This window comes from Cytobacillus sp. T106 (assembly GCF_040492155.1).
In the GTDB taxonomy this organism is placed as follows: domain Bacteria; phylum Bacillota; class Bacilli; order Bacillales; family Cytobacillaceae; genus Bacillus_AB; species Bacillus_AB infantis.
This window is the reverse complement of record NZ_JBEUMK010000034.1, coordinates 1-2,395: the sequence shown is the minus strand read 5'-3', so window position 1 is coordinate 2,395 and position 2,395 is coordinate 1. Positions and strand designations below refer to the sequence as shown.

The window sequence follows — 2,395 nt, the reverse complement described above, 5'->3', positions numbered from 1 at the left end:
CGCAGATCAACAGCCCCATTCAAAGAGAGCTAAGGTCTCTCCTTTTGCTATTACAAATAAATTCTAAAAACCCTGTTGACCGGAGTGGAAGGCACGCAGACTCCTGCGGGAGATAGCGGAAATGTTGAGACCCCGCAGACGCGCAGCTGTGAGGAGGCTCAACTCCGCCCCGCGGAAAGCGAAGTGCCTGGAATGCAGATCAACAGCCCCATTACAGCAGTATCCAAACTGTTTTTCTTAAAAAGTGCGGGCTTATCATTAAGCCCACCCTCTATAACTACTTTTCCTTCCGATCCATAACCGTCCTCTGAATAACCAAATTAACAACCGCCATAATCACAGCCAACAAAAAAGCCATCCCAAACCCATCTATCTCAAAAGAGCTCCCCATAATCCCATCAGTCAGAAGCAAAGTAACAGCATTGATAACAAATAAAAACAAGCCAAGCGATAACAGCGTCACGGGCAAAGTCAAGATAATCAGAATCGGCCGCACCAGCACATTCAGCAGCGACAAAATGAAGCTTGCCCCCAATGCTGCACTAAAGCTTTCTAAATAAAACGAATCACGGAAAAATCCTGCCAAAGCGGCAAATAAAACAGCATTGATCAAGATGCCTATCAGCCATCTCACGGTCCATCACCTCTTTTATAGATAAAAGCCAGAAGCATCGCTTCTGGCCGCAGCTTATTCTTATATTATTTAACAAAATCACCAGTTTTAACAGCAATTGACCCTGTCTTGGTCTTAGCCCTCAGATCAATGGCAGCTGCAGGGTCTTTAACAGACTGAAATCTGAGCATTTTCTGCACCATTTCTGATTTTTCCTCCACTACCTGGATTCCATCCAGCTCAAGCTGGAAGCCTCCAAGATTGGTTCTCAGATCACCATTCACAGGCGTTCCGGATGGAAGATACACGTCGACTGTACCGGTGACAGCTTCCGCTTCGAGCCGTTCACATCTGTCGCCTTTAACATGAACCTGGATATTACCATTAAAAGATTGAAGATCAGCACTTTTATAATCACCAGCAACTTTTATCGCCCCATTGACGGTCTCTGCTTCTATATGATCCAGTGTGCTGCCAGTAACTGTGATCTGGCCATTTCCTGCCTCAGCTTCAAGATGGCTGGCATTAAGCTTATCCAGCGTAATTTTTCCGTTCGCTGACTTGACCTTCAGTTTTTTCACGGCCAGGTCGCTGCCTTCTACCGGCCCATTGAACATCCTGATTCGGATGCTGTCATACTGCTCCTTTGGAATATGCACAGCGGCCTCAACTTTCATCCACTTCTGCTGCGCAGAAAACAGCAGCCGGCCATTGTCCGCCGTAAAAAGGACATCCCTTAAAAAGTTCTGGCGGGCTTCATCTTGGGTTTCACCGCGGTACACCTTAGCCCGGCAGTCAATGCGGACATCATTCTGCTCCCAGGGAATCAGCGTCAGTTTCCCATTCGCCACTTCCATTTCAATTTCAGACAATCTGACATCGTTCTGCTGGAACACATGAGATATTTCAAATGCAGGGCCGAAATTAAAATCCAGATCGGCATCCTTAATCTTCTGGAAAGCAGTATCTACAAACTCAATGATTTTTTCTTTGGCATAGTGGAATTTATATTGGGCCGTGTCCTGCTGCTGTTTCTTCGCTTCTTCAAAATAGGTCTGGTTTCCCCATTCACTATGCAGCTTTTCTTCTTTTTTCTCCATTGTTTTCGACGCCTTTTCAAGCTCCTCAAGCAGAAGAAGTGCCTCCTCAGCACGCAGGCTTCCGTCCTCGACCATTTTTAAAATCCTTTTTCTTTCATCTTTCATGTTATTGCCTCCTCGATATAGTATTCACTATTCACTTGCAGCCAATATCTGAACGCCTTTGACAATATTCCAGATTACAACAATCAAGCTAAGAATTACGGAAAGGCCGATTCCAATCAGGAAAAAAACCGGAACTTCGTTTGGATTGGAAAAAATCTCAAAAGGGATGGCCAGAAAAATGACCGGCAGCGCAATCAAAGGGATCAGATGCGACAAAAATGCCTTTTTAGCATGCACTTTTACAAAAGGATTTTCAGATGCAAAGAAAACCACGAGCGGAAAAATAAATCCTGCAAAAAACACACTAAAATAACTTAATGCCGAAAGCACCTTTTTAGAATCCATCATTTTCAACTCCTTGATAATACTTACGCACGGGCGCTTTAAAAGTTTCACTGAAGCTGAAAATAATGAGCTGAATCATGATTTATAAAAAAGGAAAGAAATGAAAGAATTCGTACTACATTCATAAAATTAACCCGAAAAGAGGATAAATTAATGTACGTTTGCAGTATCGTAATACCTGGAGTAATATTTATTAGCAGCTTTTTCTTTTTATTAGCAAGTTTCCCAATAT

The 2,395-nt window shown here is 43.3% G+C and carries 3 protein-coding genes; all 3 read right to left on the bottom strand.

What is annotated here, in order from left to right; genetic code table 11:
* Positions 1-277: 277 nt before the first annotated feature.
* Positions 278-634, bottom strand: a complete 357-nt coding sequence (locus ABU165_RS25085) for a phage holin family protein (protein ID WP_318061077.1) — start codon at positions 632-634, stop codon at positions 278-280.
* A 65-nt stretch (positions 635-699) separates the two neighbouring features.
* Complete coding sequence (locus tag ABU165_RS25080; protein ID WP_318061078.1) at positions 700-1,818, bottom strand: DUF4097 family beta strand repeat-containing protein; 1,119 nt, start codon at positions 1,816-1,818, stop codon at positions 700-702.
* Positions 1,819-1,845: 27 nt separating this feature from the next.
* Complete coding sequence (locus tag ABU165_RS25075) at positions 1,846-2,163, bottom strand: magnetosome magnetite crystal formation protein family (protein ID WP_094768510.1); 318 nt, start codon at positions 2,161-2,163, stop codon at positions 1,846-1,848.
* Positions 2,164-2,395: the final 232 nt, after the last annotated feature.

Excerpts from the sequence above, each read along its gene's own strand:
- ABU165_RS25080 (WP_318061078.1), bottom strand. The coding sequence starts at position 1,818 with ATGAAAGATGAAAGAAAAAGGATTTTAAAAATGGTCGAGGACGGAAGC.
- ABU165_RS25075 (WP_094768510.1), bottom strand. The coding sequence starts at position 2,163 with ATGGATTCTAAAAAGGTGCTTTCGGCATTAAGTTATTTTAGTGTGTTT.